General features: G+C 66.3%; 14 protein-coding genes and 1 tRNA gene. 11 read left to right on the top strand and 4 right to left on the bottom strand.

The features are described 5' to 3' along the window. Window positions 1-51 precede the first annotated feature (51 nt). From ACPGXI_RS09135 to ACPGXI_RS09125, 3 genes are read left to right on the top strand one after another with little or no spacing between them, the layout of a single operon-like run. Window positions 52-834: an alpha/beta fold hydrolase gene (locus ACPGXI_RS09135; protein WP_526652014.1), complete on the top strand. Its 783-nt coding sequence runs from the start codon at window positions 52-54 to the stop codon at window positions 832-834. 2 nt (window positions 835-836) lie between these two features. Next, window positions 837-2,516 carry a 2-succinyl-5-enolpyruvyl-6-hydroxy-3-cyclohexene-1-carboxylic-acid synthase gene (gene menD, locus ACPGXI_RS09130; protein ID WP_526652012.1) on the top strand — a complete coding sequence of 560 codons (1,680 nt, stop codon included), beginning with the start codon at window positions 837-839 and terminating at the stop codon, window positions 2,514-2,516. A gap of 38 nt (window positions 2,517-2,554) precedes the next feature. Beyond that, the gene (locus ACPGXI_RS09125) at window positions 2,555-3,082 is read left to right on the top strand and encodes a DUF3592 domain-containing protein (RefSeq protein WP_526652024.1); all 528 of its coding nucleotides are present in this window, start codon (window positions 2,555-2,557) and stop codon (window positions 3,080-3,082) included. Between the two features lies 1 nt (window position 3,083). Here ACPGXI_RS09125 and ACPGXI_RS09120 read toward each other — a convergent pair whose 3' ends face one another. Beyond that, a complete protein-coding gene (locus ACPGXI_RS09120; protein WP_526652010.1) occupies window positions 3,084-3,770 on the bottom strand; it encodes a DsbA family protein in 687 nt (228 codons plus the stop codon). An 89-nt stretch (window positions 3,771-3,859) separates the two neighbouring features. On the opposite strand from ACPGXI_RS09120, the gene ACPGXI_RS09115 reads away from it, so the two are divergent. The 3 genes from ACPGXI_RS09115 (at window position 3,860) to ACPGXI_RS09105 (ending at window position 6,924) form a co-directional block, all read left to right on the top strand. Continuing rightward, the gene (locus ACPGXI_RS09115) at window positions 3,860-4,987 is read left to right on the top strand and encodes a glycosyltransferase family 4 protein (protein ID WP_526652008.1); all 1,128 of its coding nucleotides are present in this window, start codon (window positions 3,860-3,862) and stop codon (window positions 4,985-4,987) included. A 94-nt stretch (window positions 4,988-5,081) separates the two neighbouring features. Next, window positions 5,082-5,765 (top strand): demethylmenaquinone methyltransferase, encoded by a 684-nt coding sequence (locus ACPGXI_RS09110; protein ID WP_526652006.1) that lies wholly within the window; start codon window positions 5,082-5,084, stop codon window positions 5,763-5,765. Window positions 5,766-5,868: 103 nt separating this feature from the next. Further along, window positions 5,869-6,924: an alpha/beta hydrolase gene (locus ACPGXI_RS09105; protein ID WP_526652004.1), complete on the top strand. Its 1,056-nt coding sequence runs from the start codon at window positions 5,869-5,871 to the stop codon at window positions 6,922-6,924. Window positions 6,925-7,028: 104 nt separating this feature from the next. Here the strand turns inward: ACPGXI_RS09105 and menJ are convergent, their stop codons facing one another. Next, the gene (gene menJ, locus ACPGXI_RS09100) at window positions 7,029-8,291 is read right to left on the bottom strand and encodes a menaquinone reductase MenJ (protein ID WP_526652002.1); all 1,263 of its coding nucleotides are present in this window, start codon (window positions 8,289-8,291) and stop codon (window positions 7,029-7,031) included. A 21-nt stretch (window positions 8,292-8,312) separates the two neighbouring features. Here menJ and grcC1 point away from each other — a divergent pair, with 21 nt between their 5' ends. From grcC1 to ACPGXI_RS09080, 4 genes are all read left to right on the top strand, one after another. Next, the gene (gene grcC1, locus ACPGXI_RS09095; RefSeq protein ID WP_526652000.1) at window positions 8,313-9,320 is read left to right on the top strand and encodes a nonaprenyl/(2E,6E)-farnesyl/geranylgeranyl diphosphat synthase; all 1,008 of its coding nucleotides are present in this window, start codon (window positions 8,313-8,315) and stop codon (window positions 9,318-9,320) included. Between the two features lie 123 nt (window positions 9,321-9,443). Further along, the gene (gene htpX, locus ACPGXI_RS09090) at window positions 9,444-10,322 is read left to right on the top strand and encodes a zinc metalloprotease HtpX (RefSeq protein WP_526651998.1); all 879 of its coding nucleotides are present in this window, start codon (window positions 9,444-9,446) and stop codon (window positions 10,320-10,322) included. Window positions 10,323-10,441: 119 nt separating this feature from the next. After that, window positions 10,442-10,906 (top strand): hypothetical protein, encoded by a 465-nt coding sequence (locus ACPGXI_RS09085; RefSeq protein WP_526651996.1) that lies wholly within the window; start codon window positions 10,442-10,444, stop codon window positions 10,904-10,906. A 36-nt stretch (window positions 10,907-10,942) separates the two neighbouring features. Beyond that, entirely contained in the window at window positions 10,943-11,488 is a 546-nt protein-coding gene (locus ACPGXI_RS09080) for a hypothetical protein (protein ID WP_526651994.1), read from the top strand. A 34-nt stretch (window positions 11,489-11,522) separates the two neighbouring features. Here ACPGXI_RS09080 and ACPGXI_RS09075 read toward each other — a convergent pair whose 3' ends face one another. Beyond that, window positions 11,523-12,548, bottom strand: a complete 1,026-nt coding sequence (locus ACPGXI_RS09075; protein ID WP_526651992.1) for an NAD(P)H-dependent glycerol-3-phosphate dehydrogenase — start codon at window positions 12,546-12,548, stop codon at window positions 11,523-11,525. A 157-nt stretch (window positions 12,549-12,705) separates the two neighbouring features. Continuing rightward, a complete protein-coding gene (locus tag ACPGXI_RS09070; protein WP_526651990.1) occupies window positions 12,706-13,197 on the bottom strand; it encodes a YajQ family cyclic di-GMP-binding protein in 492 nt (163 codons plus the stop codon). A 159-nt stretch (window positions 13,198-13,356) separates the two neighbouring features. Between ACPGXI_RS09070 and ACPGXI_RS09065 the strand changes: the two genes are divergently transcribed. Continuing rightward, window positions 13,357-13,439, top strand: a tRNA-Tyr gene (locus tag ACPGXI_RS09065). The last annotated feature ends 52 nt before the right edge of the window (window positions 13,440-13,491 follow it).

The raw sequence follows: 13,491 nt of genomic DNA, 5'->3' as shown, positions 1-13,491 counted from the left end.
GCTCAGCGACGACAAACACGCCGAAATCACGTGTCCAGTAGCGTCGGCGAGGTGAATTTGGCTTATGACGAACGCGGCTCGGGGGAGCCGGTGTTGTTCATCGCGGGTCGTGGGGGTGCCGGTCGCACCTGGCATCTGCACCAGGTGCCTGTTTTCGCTCGTGCTGGGTACCGTTGCGTCACGTTCGACAATCGCGGTACCGGCGCGACCGAGAACGCGGAGGGATTCACCACCGAGACGATGGTCGGTGATGTCGCTGACCTGATCGACGAACTCGGGCTCGCCCCGGTACGGGTCGTGGGGGTGTCGATGGGCTCCTACATCGCCCAAGAGCTCATGGTGGCGCGGCCCGAGCTGGTCCGATCAGCAGTGCTGATGGCCACCCGCGGCCGCCACGACCGCACCCGCGACTTCTTCTGGTCCGGCGAGCGGGCGCTCGCGGAATCCGGTTTGCAGTTGCCTGTCGAGTTCGAAGCGAAAGTCCGCCTGTTGGAAAGTTTTTCGTCAAAGACCTTGAACGACGACCGGGCGGTTCGCGACTGGATCGAAATGTTCACGATGTGGCCGCAGAAACCAACCCCCGGCATGCGGACCCACCTGAAGATCGCACCGCAGAGCAGCCGGCTCGCCGCCTACCAGAACGTGGCCACCCCGACCCTGGTCATCGGTTTCGCCGACGACGTGGTGCTGCCCTCATACCTCGGCCGCGAGGTGGCCCAGGCGCTGCCCAACGGTCGCTTCCTGGAGATTCCCGGCACCGGTCACCTCGGGTTCCTCGAGAAGCCGCAGGTGGTCAACACCGCGATCCTGAATTTCTTCGCCGATAGTCTGTAGAGATGAACCCGTCGACGACACAGTCGCGCGTGGTCGTCGACGAACTGATCCGCGGCGGCGTACGCGACGTGGTGCTGAGTCCGGGCTCGCGCAATGCTCCGTTGGCGTTCGCGCTGCACGACGCGGACCGCGCTGGTCGTTTGCGGCTGCACGTGCGAATCGACGAACGCACGGCGGGTTTCCTGGCGATCGGGTTGGCGTCGTCGGAGCGTGCTCCAGTGTGTGTGGCCATGACGTCAGGTACGGCCGTGGCCAACTTGGGTCCGGCGGTGGTGGAGGCGAACTACGGCCGCGTGCCGCTGATCGTGTTGTCGGCCAACCGGCCCTACGAACTGCTGGGCACCGGGGCCAATCAGACTTTCGAGCAGCTGGGTTACTTCGGCACCCAGGTGCGCGCGAATGTCAGCCTCGGGCTGGCGCCCGACCTTCGCGGTTCGGTGCCCGGCGAACTCGATGCGCTCAACGCACAGTGGCGGTCAGTGACTTGCCGGGTTCTGGTGGCGGCCAGAGGGTCTCGGTCGGCTAATGCCGGCCCGGTGCAGTTCGACATCCCCCTGCGCGAGCCGCTGGTCCCCGCCCTCGACGACTCTGAGGTGCCCGGCCGACCCTATGCCCCAGAAGGCCGTCCGGACGGTAAACCTTGGACCTACACGCCGCCGGCGAGGTTCGACCAGCCCCTGGAGATCGACCTCACCGCCGACACGGTGGTCATTGCCGGGCACGGGGCCGGCGTCCACCGGAATCTGGCGCATCTGCCGACCGTCGCCGAGCCGACGGCGCCGGCTGCGCAGAACCCGTTACATCCGTTTGCATTGCCGCTGCTGCATCCCAAGCAGGTCATCATGTTGGGCCGCCCGACGCTGCACCGTCAGGTCTCCACGCTGCTGGCTGATGCGTCGGTTCCTGTGTTCGCACTGACCACAGGTCCGCGCTGGCCTGACGTGTCGGGAAACTCACAGGCCACCGGCACCCGTGCGGTCACCTCGGGTGCTCCGTCCGCGGACTGGCTGGGCCGCTGTGCGCAGGCCAACAGCCACGCCGTCACCGCGGTGCGCGATCAGCTTGCCGTCCATTCGCTGACTACCGGCCTGCATGTCGCGGCGGCGGTGGCAGATGCGGTGCGGCCCGGCGATCAGCTGGTGCTGGGTGCGTCGAACCCGGTCCGCGATCTGGCACTGGTGGGATTCACCGGCTCCGGTGTGAAGGTGCGGTCCAACCGCGGCGTGGCGGGTATCGACGGAACGGTGTCGACAGCGATCGGAGCCGCCTTGGCTTTTGAACGCGAAACGGCGGTTGAGGGCGGAGGAGTTGGACGGACCATCGCGCTGATCGGCGACTTGACCTTCGTGCACGACAGCTCGGGTCTGCTGATCGGGCCGACGGAACCGACGCCGCGCAATCTCACGATCGTGGTGTCAAACGACAATGGCGGTGGCATCTTCGAACTGCTCGAGCAGGGCGACCCGCGGTTCACCGACGTGTCCTCGCGCATCTTTGGCACGCCACACGATGTCGATGTCGGTGCCCTGTGCCGCGCCTACCATGTCGAGAGCCGGCAGATTGAGGCCGGTGACCTGGCCGGAGCTCTGGGCGAGCCGTTCGAAGGCATGCGGGTGCTGGAGGTCAAGGCTGACAGATCGTCCTTGCGGGCGCTGCACGCTTCGATAAAGGCATCCCTGTGAGCGAAGCGAACGAATCTTCTCCTGTGAGCGAAGCGAGAATCGCGGCTGCTTGGTCTGCACTACTCGATCGCCTGAAAGTGCTGTGGCGCATCGTAGTTCCCCACCTCTCCGGACTGCCCGGTGAGAGTCGTGGCGGCAGGATCGTGCGTCGGATCCGGATCGGCATCGTGGTGGTGGCATGTCTGGTGACGTTGCAATCGGTACTGCTGGTGCTCGGCGCGTGGCGCAACGATCGTCAGATCGAACGTCACCTCGGGGTGGCTCAAGCCAATGTGCTGGACGCGGGTCCGCGGCGTTCGACCATCGAGTTCGTCACGCCAGACCGGGTGACATACCGCCCGGTGCTCGGCGTGCTGTACCCGTCGGAACTTGACACTGGCATGCGGATTTATGTCGAGTACGACACCAATGATCCTGACCTGGTGCGCGTGCAGGGCCGCAACGCCGCGCTGGCGATCATCCCCGCGGGTTCGATCGCCGTACTCGGGTGGCTGGTGGCCGGGGCCGCGCTCGGCGCATCCGGGTGGGTTGAGCGACGCCTCGATCAGCGGGCGAGCATGGCGTGATTCAAGGCTGGACGAGTTTGTCCAGCCAGTCGCCGTCGTCGACGTCGAGTTTCTCGTCGGCTTCCAGGTCATAGACCGTTGGCGTGCCGATCTGCATCGGGTCGATCTCGAAGAGGAGCTCAAAATTGACCTCTTCCATGTCGAAGATGTCGACGGCCTCGTCTTGGCGTGCGATGTTGTCGGCGACGGGGCCGGGTAGTCCGGCGTTGACTGCCATGTCGTGGAGTTCCTCTCCGGTGAAGTCAGGTCCGCCGGCCTGTTGGTTGACCCAGAGGTCCTCGACGAAGCGCTGGAACTGCGCGCCGGTGGCAGCCGCCCCGCCAGCGGGTTCCGCTGCCAGGAACAGAGCATTGGCGACCTTCGATGAGTATCCGTCGTAGTCGTCGTCCAGGAATGTCAGCGGTCGGTAGGTGACCTGGAGTCTGCCGACGGTGACGTAGTGCGCCAGTTGGTCGCCGAAGTCGTATTGCAGTTCGCCGCAGTGCGTGCACTGCGGCTCGGCGAAGATCTCGATCTGGACGGGAGCGTCGTCGAAGCCCGCGACTATCCCGTACCCGTCCGCGCTCAGGACGAGCGGCGCCTTGGCGGGGTCGGGAAGGGCGGTGCCGATGACCTTTTGGGAGCAGCCGACGGTGGCCAGGAGCAGTCCCAGGAACCCAACGAACAGCGCCGTCTTGGAAATCCGCATATCGAAGAATAACTCTCCGCACCCGGCAATTCGTGTGGCATATCCCTGTCGGCAACCTCGCCGTCAGGTGGCGATGTCACTGTCGCGTCATGAGGGTCGCGATCGTCGCGGAATCATTCCTTCCGAATGTCAACGGCGTCACCAATTCGGTGCTCCAAGTGATCGAGCATTTGCGTCGCACCGGTCACGAGACTCTGGTCATCGCCCCGGATACGCCGCGCGGGCAGCCCGCCGCCGACCGGGTGTACGAGGGGATCCGGGTGCACCGGGTGCCGTCGAGGATGCTCCCAAAGGTGACGTCGCTGCCGCTGGGTGTGCCCCGTCCGCGGATGGTCAGCGTGCTAAGAGGTTTCGAACCCGACGTGGTTCATCTGGCTTCCCCGGCGCTGCTGGGGTACGGAGGGCTGCACGCCGCGCGGTACCTGGATGTTCCTACGGTCGCGGTGTTCCAGACCGATATTGCGGGCTTTGCGAGTAGCTACGGCATGGGGATTGCCTCGCGTGCGGCGTGGGGGTGGACCCGGCAGCTACACAAGCGCGCGGACCGTACCCTGGCGCCGTCCACTTCGGCCATGGAAAACCTTTCTGCGCAGGGCATCCCACGAGTCCACAAGTGGGCGCGCGGGGTGGACCTCAATGGTTTCGCGCCCTCGGCCCGGGACCTTCGGCTGCGCCGGTCATGGTCGCCCGACGGTAAGCCGATCGTCGGGTTCGTCGGGCGCCTGGCCCCAGAGAAGCATGTCGAGCGGCTCGCGGTGCTCGGTAGCCGCGACGACCTCCAGCTCGTGATCGTCGGCGCGGGGGTGGATCGGTCCAAACTCGAATCAGCGCTGCCTCGGGCAGTTTTCACCGGCGCCCTCTACGGAGAGGCACTGTCGACTGCGTACGCCAGCATGGACGTCTTTGTTCATCCCGGCGAGCATGAAACGTTCTGTCAGGCCGTTCAGGAAGCGATGGCGTCGGGGCTGCCGGTGATCGCGCCCGATGCGGGTGGCCCGCGTGACCTGCTCGCGCCCTATCGCACGGGCCTGCTGTTACCCGTCGACCAGTTCGAACGTCGGCTGCCGGAATCCGTCGACCATCTGCTGGCCGAACGCCGCCGCTATTCGGTGGCGGCGCGCCGTGCCGTGCTGGGTCGAACGTGGCCGGCGATCTGCGCTGAGCTTCTCGGCCACTACGACGCCGTGGTCGGTGCCCGCCGACTGCGGGCCGCCTGATTGCAGTCCTCGATATCGCCTTGCAGTCCTGGGTATCGCCGCGCCTCGGCCGACGCAGCGATGCCGCGGCCGCAGTCCTGATACGTTCGGCTGCGTGAATCGCGCTTCGCTGGAGAAGAATCCCCATGAGGTGGCGTCGATGTTCGACGGTGTCGCGCGCCGCTACGACTTGACCAACACCGTGCTCTCGCTGGGGCAGGACCGCTTCTGGCGTCGCGCCACGCGCGAGGCGCTGCGGATCGGGGCCGGCGACAAGGTGCTCGACCTGGCGGCCGGGACCGCGGTGTCGACCGAGGAGTTGGCCGCCTCCGAAGCGTGGTGCGTGGCTGCCGATTTTTCTGTCGGCATGCTGGCCGCGGGCGCGGGCCGCGACGTGCCGAAGGTGGCGGGCGACGCGACCCGGCTACCGTTCGCCGACGGCGTGTTCGATGCGGTGACCATCAGCTTCGGTCTGCGCAACGTGGTCGATCACCGAGCGGGTCTGCGCGAGATGGCGCGGGTGACGCGCCCGGGCGGACGGCTGGTGGTTTGTGAGTTCTCGACGCCCACCAACGCGCTGTTTGCCACCTTGTACAAGGAGTACCTGATGCAGGCGCTCCCGCGGCTCGCTCTTGCGGTGTCGTCCAACCCGGACGCGTATGTGTATCTGGCGGAGTCGATCCGAGCGTGGCCGGATCAGCCGGATCTGGCGCGGCGTATCGGGGAGTCAGGCTGGACTGACGTGGCGTGGCGCAACCTGTCCGGCGGCATCGTCGCTCTGCATGCCGCCACCAAGTAGGTTCCCAGGAGCGCGCGTGTGCCCGCCCGGCGTCGTGCACTTGCGCGCTCGCAGCACCTGAAACCGGCGTTTCTGCATACGAAGGGGCACTACGGTCACAACCATGGGCTACGGACGTCACGCTGATCCCGATTCGACGCTGGGCACCGACCCGCGAGCAGATCCACGGATGGTTCAGGCTTTCGCCAGGTTCGGACTGGAAGGCCGGATGCCTTCGAGCGGACTGACGGTCGACTCGCCACTGTCGGAGCGGCACGCGTTCGCAGCTATGAGCGAAGAAGGTATCGGCGCGATCTTCGACACGCTTGTCGGCGAGGTCGCCGCGCCGGCCGGGGTTTCGTCTACCACGACGAACATCATCGGCGTCGATGGAAACGACATCACGCTCTACATCACCCGCCCCGCCGCCACCGAGCCGATGCCTGCGGTGGTGCATCTGCACGGTGGCGGGATGGCGATCAACACCGCGGCCGACCTCTGCTACATCCGGTTGCGCGAGCATCTCGCGGCGACAGGGCTCGTTGTGGTCGGCGTCGAATTCCGCAACTCCAGTGCCGCATTGGGCGCGTACCCGTATCCGGCCGGGCTCAATGACTGCGCGTCGGCCACCCGATGGGTCAGTGCCAACCGTGACGAACTCGGCGTCACCCACCTCGTCGCCGCCGGGGAGTCCGGCGGCGGAAATCTCACATTGACGTTGGCGCACAAGGCGAAACGGGAAGGGTGGATCGACGAGATCGCCGGGTTCTATGCGCAGTGCCCGTTCATCTCGAACCGGTGGCTGGAACACTGCGACGATCTGCCTTCGCTTGAGGAGAACGACGGTTACTTCATCAGTCGGGAACAGGCGGCGTTGCTCGGATCGCTTTACGACCCCGACGGTGCGCACGCTGGCGACCCGACGTGCTGGGCCGCGATGGCCACCGATGAAGAACTGTGCGGCCTTCCGCCACATGTGATTTCGGTCAATGAACTGGATCCCCTGCGAGACGAGGGCCTGCTGTACTTCCGCAGGTTGTTGCGTGCGGGTGTGCCCACCATGGGTCGCGTGGTGGCCGGCACCTGTCATGGTGGGGATCTGCTGTTCGGCAGCGCGATGCCAGAGGTGTTTGGTGCCAGTATCCGCGACGTCAGCGGGTTCGCCTACTCGCTGGCCTGACCGAAACGTTCGTCCCGCTCGGCGCGGGCCAGCGGGCGGATTTGCACACCGGATTCCGGCGCGCCGCTGCACAGACACGCGCGCTCGGCGAAAGAACGCGCGGGTCAGCTGAATGGGCGGCGGTCGTCGATGCGGCCCGACAGCCGGCCTGCGACGCGCCAGGCCCGAGCCACCATGTCCTCGTCCTCGTCGGTGACGAAGTTGCCCATCACCCGCACCGCCACCCGCATCAGCGCCGATGACCGCATCGCCAACGGTCCGGTCGCCGGAAGGAACCGCGGGAACGTCAGCAACAGCCCCAGCCGGCGGGCAATGGAGAAGCCGCGGGCGTAGTGCTCGTGCAACACGGCCGGCCAGGCGCGCGAATAGTCGTCAAGCCCCAACAGCTCGGCGGCCAGCCTGCCGGTCTCCAACCCGTAGTCGATGCCCTCGCCATTCAACGGATTGACGCATGCCGCAGCATCGCCGATCAGCATCCAGTTGGGGCCGGCCACTCCCGATGCGGCACCGCCCATCGGCAGCAGCGCCGACAGCCCGGCCCGCGGTTCGCCCTGGAAGTCCCACTCGTCGCGACGCAGCGCGGTGTAGTGGTTCATCAATGGACGCAGGGCGGCGTCGGAGGGACGCTTGTCGGTCGCCAGTGCCCCGACGCCGATGTTCACCTCACCATTGCCCAGCGGGAAGATCCAGCCGTACCCGGGCAGCACCGCGCCTTCGGGCGAGCGCAGTTCCAGGTGCGAGGTGATCCACGGTTCGCTGCTGCGCGGGGTGGCGATGTAGCCGCGGATGGCGACCCCGTAGACGGTCTCCCGGTGCCATTGCCGACCCAGCGCGCGACCCAGTGGCGAGCGGGCGCCGTCGGCGACGATCAGTTTCTCGCACCGGATCGTCTCGCCGGACTTCAGCACCACCGCCGAGACTCGGCCCGACGAATCATGTTGTACATCAACGGCCTTGGTGCCAAGCTGCATTTTCACGCCGTCGTCGACGGCCACCAGACGGATACGTTCGTCGAGTTCGGTGCGGGGCACCGCGCTGCTGGTCGGCGGGAAGGAAGGCCCTGGCCACGCCACCTCGACGTCAGCTCCGAACCCCGACATCCGCAACCCGCGGTGCGCGATCCTGCCCTCGATCCAGGGCCCCAGCCCGAGGCGCCTGAGCTCGGCGATCGCGCGCGGTGTCAGCCCGTCGCCGCATGCCTTGTCCCGGGGGAACCGGGCCGAGTCGATGACCAGTACGTCGCGACCGGAGCGCGCAGCCCACGCCGCCGCCGACGATCCGGCGGGCCCGGCCCCGATGACAACGACGTCAGCGCTGTTGGAGCCCTGCCCCTCGGGCGTGGGCCCACCTCTCCCCGAACCATCCATGTCTCCCAGTATGTTGGCAGTGTGAGGACACCGGCGAACGTGGTGGCGGGAGTGGACTTCGGGGACGCCCAATTCGCCCAGCATGTCCGGGACGAAGTGGCCCGCATCGAGGCACTGATATCCGAGGAGCTGGGTCGAGCAGACTCCCTGATGTCCGAAGCCGTCCAGCATCTGTTCCAGGCGGGCGGAAAGCGGTTTCGGCCACTGTTCACGGTGCTGTCTGCCCAGTTGGGGCCCGAACCGGACGCGTGGGAGGTGGCAGTCGCGGGCTCGGTGATCGAACTGGTGCACTTGGCGACGCTGTACCACGACGACGTGATGGACGAGGCGCAGATGCGTCGCGGTGCCCCCAGCGCCAATGCGCGCTGGGGCAATAACATCGCGATCCTGGCGGGCGACTATCTCTTCGCGACGGCGTCACGGCTGGTGTCGAGTCTGGGTCCGGAAGCGGTGCGGATCATCTCCGATACGTTCGCGCTGCTGGTGACCGGCCAGATGCGGGAGACGCGCGGAGCGGTTGACCAGGTCGACTCGGTGGATCACTACCTCAAGGTCGTCTACGAGAAGACGGCCTGTCTGATCGCAGCCTCGGGCCGGTTCGGTGCGACCTTCTCGGGCGCGGATGACGAGCAGATCGAGCGGTTGGCTCGGCTGGGCGGCATCGTGGGTACGGCTTTCCAGATCTCCGACGACATCATCGACATCGACAGCGATGCTGATGAGTCGGGCAAGGTGCCGGGGACTGATCTGCGCGAAGGTGTGCATACGCTGCCGGTGCTGTATGCGCTGCGTGAGACCGGACCGGGCGCCGAACGGTTGCGCGAGTTGTTGGCGGGTCCGGTCGAGGACGACGACGACCTGGCCGAAGCGTTGCTGTTGCTACGCGCCTCGCAGGGCATCGAGAAGGCCAAGGAGACGCTGGCCGAGTATGCCCGGCAGGCCGAGCGGGAGCTTGCCCAGCTGCCTGACGGGCCCGGGCGCCAGGCGTTGGCCACGCTGGTCAACTACACCGTCACCCGGGATGGCTGAGTTTTCCCCAGGGGCCAGGAACCTGCGCGGCCGGCCCGGGCGTTGGCTAGAGCGATGACCCTTTCAGGTTTGGTGAGTCGGCAGCTTGTTCAAGTCGGCAGCTCTTCAAGGAGGTGAGCCACGATGACTTGGCACCCGCATGCCAACAGGGCCAAGACGTTCCTGTTGTTGATGGTGTTCTCGGGTCTGATCGTCGGTGTCGGCGCTATGTTCGGGCGCAGCATCATGTTCCTGGCGGTGCTGTTCGCCATAGGCATGAACGCTTATATTTACTTCAACAGCGACAAGATGGCCCTGCGGGCGATGCACGCCCAGCCCGTCACCGAGATGCAGGCCCCGCTGATGTACAAGATCGTGCGCGAACTCGCCACCACGGCACGTCAGCCCATGCCCCGGCTCTACATCAGCGATACTGCAGCGCCCAACGCGTTCGCCACCGGCCGCAACCCGCGAAACGCCGCGGTGTGCTGCACGACGGGCATCCTGGGAATCCTCAACGATCGTGAGCTTCGGGCCGTGCTCGGCCATGAGCTGTCTCATGTGTATAACCGCGACATCCTGATCTCCTGCGTTGCCGGCGCGATGGCCTCGGTGATCACCGCCCTGGCCAATCTGGCGTTTTTCGCGAGCATGTTCGGCGGAAACCGAAGCGGCGGCGCTAATCCTCTCGCAATTCTGTTGGTTTCGTTACTGGGCCCGATTGCCGCTACGGTCATCCGGCTCGCGGTGTCACGATCGCGCGAGTACCAGGCCGATCAGTCCGGGGCCGAGTTGACCGGCGACCCGCTGGCGTTGGCCAGCGCGCTGCGCAAGATCAGCGGAGGGGTTCAGCAGGCGCCGCTGCCGCCGGAGCCGCAGTTGGCCGACCAGGCGCACCTGATGATTGCCAACCCGTTCCGCGCCGGGGAGAAGATCGGCAAGCTGTTCTCCACGCATCCGCCGATGGCCGAGCGCATCGCGCGGCTTGAGGAGATGGCGGGTCGCGGCCCCGGCCTGTATTAGATGCGGCCCCGGCCTGTATTAGATGCGGCCCCGGCCTGTATTAGATGCGGCCCGGCCGGCATACGGCCCCGGGGCTGTGTGTACTGCACCTCCGAGAGGTACCGCTTAAGGTGTGGTCCGTGCTGATCAGAATTCTCGCCGGGGTGGCCGCCGCGGCGGCAGGTCTGGCCCTGCCCGGCATCGCGGCGGCCGACCCGCCGCCATTGCCCGACGTCAATGCGCTGCCGCCGGTGAACCCCATGGACTTCGCTGTCCCGGACGGTGCTTGGTACTCGTTCGGCGCCCCGCACGGTCTGACGTGCGTGATGGACCGGCAGACCGGCGGCTACGGCTGCAGCGGCCCATTGCCCGGGGCGCCGGGTGGCGCCAACTTGGTGACGGGCTGGGCGGGCGGAAGCCCGGGGTTCGGCCACTCCGATCGCCCGCTGTATGGCGCTGTCGAGAATCCACGCGCACTTCCGCCCAACACGCGGATGAGCTTCAGCACCGTCAGCTGTGGCACCGATGGGGTCGTGACCTCGTGTATCAACACCGCCGACCAGTCCGGCTTTGTCATCAGCCCGGGTGGCAGCTTCACCTTTTGAAACAATGCCGACCGTTGTGACGACATCTAGTCTGTGATGGTGCTGAGCAGAATTCTCGTCGGCAGACTTATCGGCTCTGCGTGCCTGGCCGCAGCCGGCGTCCTCACTGTGTCGGGGCTAGCTGCGGCCCAGCCCCCTCCGCCACCCCCTCCGCCGCCGGTTCCTGACATCAACGCGTTGACGCCGGCCAACCCGCAGAACTACGCGGTTCACGACGGCTCAGCCTACGTCTTCGGCTCATCGGGGCTGACGTGCATGCTGCAGCGCTCCGGTGGCTACGGCTGCAATGGTCCGATCCCCGGGGGGCCGGACGGCGCGAACCTGGTCGGCGGCACCGCAGGTGGAGTGCCGGTGTTCGGGGTTTCGCCCGCCCCGATGTACACCGGCCCGGTCAACGAACTGCCGCCCAACAGCCGCCTCAGCTTCGGCACAGTGAGCTGCGGTGGCGACGGCATGATGACTGCCTGCGTCGACAGTCGAAACTTGTCGGGGTTCGTCGTCAGCCCCGCGGGCTCCTACGTCCTCAATGAGCTCAACCCGCTGCTCGCCCGGCCTGAGGGGACCAGTCCCTACATCAACTGACCGGACGGGCCCCGCTGGCTGGTCTGGTCTTCGCTCAGAAACCGGAACCGTGAACTTCGTGGCCGGGCTTCTCGGCGACCAGCCCGCGGTAGGCCTGCTCCACGGTCGACCCGTGGTTGACCACGCCATCCACCTCCCGGGCGATGGGCATCGTGATCCCGAACTTGTCGGCGAACTCCATGATCACGCTGGCCGCCTTGACGCCCTCGGCCACCTGGTTCATCGCCGCGATGATCTCGTCGATGGACTTGCCCGAGCCGAGCTGTTCTCCGACGTGACGGTTGCGGCTGCGCTGGCTGGTGCAGGTGACGATCAGGTCGCCCATGCCGGCCAGCCCTGCGAACGTGTCCCGGTTGCCGCCCATGGCCACCCCGAGCTTGGACATCTCGGCCACGGCGCGGGTCATCACCATTGCCCGGGTGTTCTCGCCGATGCCGAGCGAATAGCCCATGCCGACGGCGATCGCGTAAACGTTCTTCAGCGCCCCCGCCATCTCAACGCCCAAGACGTCGTCAGTGGTGTAGGTCCGGAACCGTTTGGTGCGGAAGAGCTGTGCGAGATTGGCCGCCAGACTCTGGTCGGGCATCGCCAGGACGGCGGCGGCGGCGTAGCCTTCGGCGACCTCACGGGCGATGTTGGGTCCGGCCAGGATGCCGGACGGATGGCCGGGCAGCAGTTCGTCGACGATCTGGCTCATCCGATAGTTGGTGCCCTGTTCCAGGCCCTTCACCAGTGACACCACCGGAACCCACGGCCTCAGCTCCTTGGCCAGCTCGGTGAGCACCCCACGGAAACCGTGCGAAGGAACGCCCATGACGATCACGTCGGCGCACGCCGCGGCCTCGGAGAAGTCGTTGGTGGCCTTCAATGAGTGCGCGAGCTCGACCTCGTCGCCCAGGTACCTGGAGTTGCGGTGGTGCTCGTTGATGTCGGCAGCGGTTTCCTCGGAACGAACCCATTGCAGGGTCGGCCCGCGCCGGGCGCAGATCGAGGCGACGGTGGTGCCCCAGGACCCGCCCCCGAGGACGACGACTTTGGGATCACGTTGCGCAATTGCCATGCAAATCACATTAGGTCGATGCCCTCGGCTCGAGGGCCGGTTTGGCAATGGTTGACCATCCGAGTTGGGGGACCGGTTTCACCATCCGAGTTGGGTAACGCCGCGGCGGAAAATCGGCATGCGTGCCGCCGTGACGTTACGCAGATCCGAGGAGCCCTCAGCGATAGTTGACGAACTGCAGCGCGACGTCGAGATCGGCGCCTCGCAGCAGTGCCTGAATGGCCTGCAGATCGTCGCGTTTCTTGGAGCTGACGCGGATCTCCTCGCCCTGGATCTGCGCCTTGACGCCCTTGGGGCCCTCGTCCCGGATGAGCTTGGTGACCTTCTTGGCGTCCTCGCTGCTGATGCCCTGCTTGATGCTGCCGATCACCTTGTAGGTCTTGCCGGATGGCTGCGCATCGCCGGTGTCGAACGCCTTCATGGAGATGTCCCGGCGGATCAGTTTCTGCTTGAAGACGTCGACGGCGGCCTGCACTCGCTCCTCGGTGGAAGAGGTCAGGATGATGCCCTCCTCGCCCTGCCAAGCGATCGTGGTGTCGGTGCCGCGGAAGTCGAAGCGGGTGGCCAGTTCCTTGGCGGCTTGGTTGAGTGCATTGTCGACCTCCTGGCGGTCGACCTTGCTGACGACGTCAAACGATGAATCCGCCATGGGACTCGTTCCTCCTCGGGTGGTGTTCGTGCTTGGCTCCATCTTCGCCGCAGGTCGCGGTGAGAGCCAAACCGCCCCGGGCTGGGGCTCAACCCCCCGCCGGTTTGTGCCCGAGGCCTGTCCTCGTTGTATCCTGCTGAGCGCCACATGCAGCACCCAGGCAGGTTGCCCGAGCGGCCAATGGGAGCGGACTGTAAATCCGTCGGCTTACGCCTACACAGGTTCGAATCCTGTACCTGCCACGCACGTCAGAGCGCTATAGAGAAGTTCAGCGTCAGCGATGCGCGAGCACCG

This window comes from Mycobacterium sp., assembly GCF_049608025.1.
Lineage (GTDB): Bacteria > Actinomycetota > Actinomycetes > Mycobacteriales > Mycobacteriaceae > Mycobacterium.
Note: the sequence above shows the minus strand (reverse complement) of the source record. Positions and strands in the feature narration are given on the sequence as shown.

Excerpts from the sequence above, each read along its gene's own strand:
- menD (WP_526652012.1), top strand. The coding sequence starts at position 837 with ATGAACCCGTCGACGACACAGTCGCGCGTGGTCGTCGACGAACTGATC.
- ACPGXI_RS09120 (WP_526652010.1), bottom strand. The coding sequence starts at position 3,770 with ATGCGGATTTCCAAGACGGCGCTGTTCGTTGGGTTCCTGGGACTGCTC.
- ACPGXI_RS09115 (WP_526652008.1), top strand. The coding sequence starts at position 3,860 with ATGAGGGTCGCGATCGTCGCGGAATCATTCCTTCCGAATGTCAACGGC.
- ACPGXI_RS09105 (WP_526652004.1), top strand. The coding sequence starts at position 5,869 with ATGGGCTACGGACGTCACGCTGATCCCGATTCGACGCTGGGCACCGAC.
- menJ (WP_526652002.1), bottom strand. The coding sequence starts at position 8,291 with ATGGATGGTTCGGGGAGAGGTGGGCCCACGCCCGAGGGGCAGGGCTCC.
- htpX (WP_526651998.1), top strand. The coding sequence starts at position 9,444 with ATGACTTGGCACCCGCATGCCAACAGGGCCAAGACGTTCCTGTTGTTG.
- ACPGXI_RS09080 (WP_526651994.1), top strand. The coding sequence starts at position 10,943 with ATGGTGCTGAGCAGAATTCTCGTCGGCAGACTTATCGGCTCTGCGTGC.
- ACPGXI_RS09075 (WP_526651992.1), bottom strand. The coding sequence starts at position 12,548 with ATGGCAATTGCGCAACGTGATCCCAAAGTCGTCGTCCTCGGGGGCGGG.
- ACPGXI_RS09070 (WP_526651990.1), bottom strand. The coding sequence starts at position 13,197 with ATGGCGGATTCATCGTTTGACGTCGTCAGCAAGGTCGACCGCCAGGAG.